Below are 240 nucleotides of genomic sequence, written 5' to 3'. Positions count from 1 at the left end.
GGAACCGCGCTTAAAAGGCGTCTCTGTCAATATGACAGAGGCGTCTTTTTTTATTCCGTAAAACTCGGTGTGAGTATAAGTTTTATCTACGTGGATAAAGATTTAGGGAGATAAGTAGGGAGTTAGTTCGCTCGAAAAAGCAGCCCATAAAGGGGAGGGAACAACGATGTTTAAGAGGCTTCGGGAAGATATTGAAGTCGTTTTTGAACAGGATGCAGCGGCAAGAAGTTATTTCGAAGT

The 240-nt window shown here is 42.5% G+C and carries 1 pseudogene; it reads left to right on the top strand.

Going from position 1 to position 240, the window contains the following annotated elements:
• Positions 1–166: 166 nt before the first annotated feature.
• Positions 167–240 (top strand): annotated as a pseudogene (locus KVT31_RS29940) (serine O-acetyltransferase); the annotation flags it as partial.

It is taken from the genome of Bacillus sp. GbtcB14 (assembly GCF_019091205.1).
Lineage (GTDB): Bacteria > Bacillota > Bacilli > Bacillales > Bacillaceae_G > Bacillus_A > Bacillus_A cereus_AG.
Note: the sequence above shows the minus strand (reverse complement) of the source record. Positions and strands in the feature narration are given on the sequence as shown.